Here is a 363-nt window from a genome sequence, read left to right as displayed (position 1 = left end):
ACCTTGCTCTTTTCCAAATTAAACTTCGTCTACCTACTTTTCATTTACTCATAGTATAAATAATACTTTATAAAATCATCAAGATTGGTAGTTTAAAGATGAAATTTATAAAATAACATGTATATATTTATAGTATTTCAATTATTAGTATATTTAATATGGAATTTGATCGTAAGAATGCTATCATTGGTTTTTTAAAAGAAAATGAAGGGCAGAAATTTACCTCTTATGGAATAGCTGAATGGCTTGTAGAAAACTACATTGAAGAAGCAAGACTCAAAGCAAATTCAAGTACAAATAAGAGATTGTTAGAAGCAAAGACTCAAGAAGAAAAAGGTCATGCCTCCATATTGCAGTTACGCC

1 pseudogene is annotated in these 363 nt (G+C 28.4%); it reads left to right on the top strand.

From position 1 onward, the window contains the following. Positions 1-158 precede the first annotated feature (158 nt). Positions 159-363: pseudogene (locus tag KYQ89_RS04440) on the top strand (hypothetical protein); the annotation flags it as partial.

It is taken from the genome of Rickettsia sp. TH2014 (genome assembly GCF_019249195.1).
In the GTDB taxonomy this organism is placed as follows: Bacteria; Pseudomonadota; Alphaproteobacteria; order Rickettsiales; family Rickettsiaceae; genus Rickettsia; species Rickettsia felis.
The sequence above is the reverse complement of the archived record's forward strand: the minus strand, read 5'-3'. Positions and strand labels throughout refer to the sequence as shown.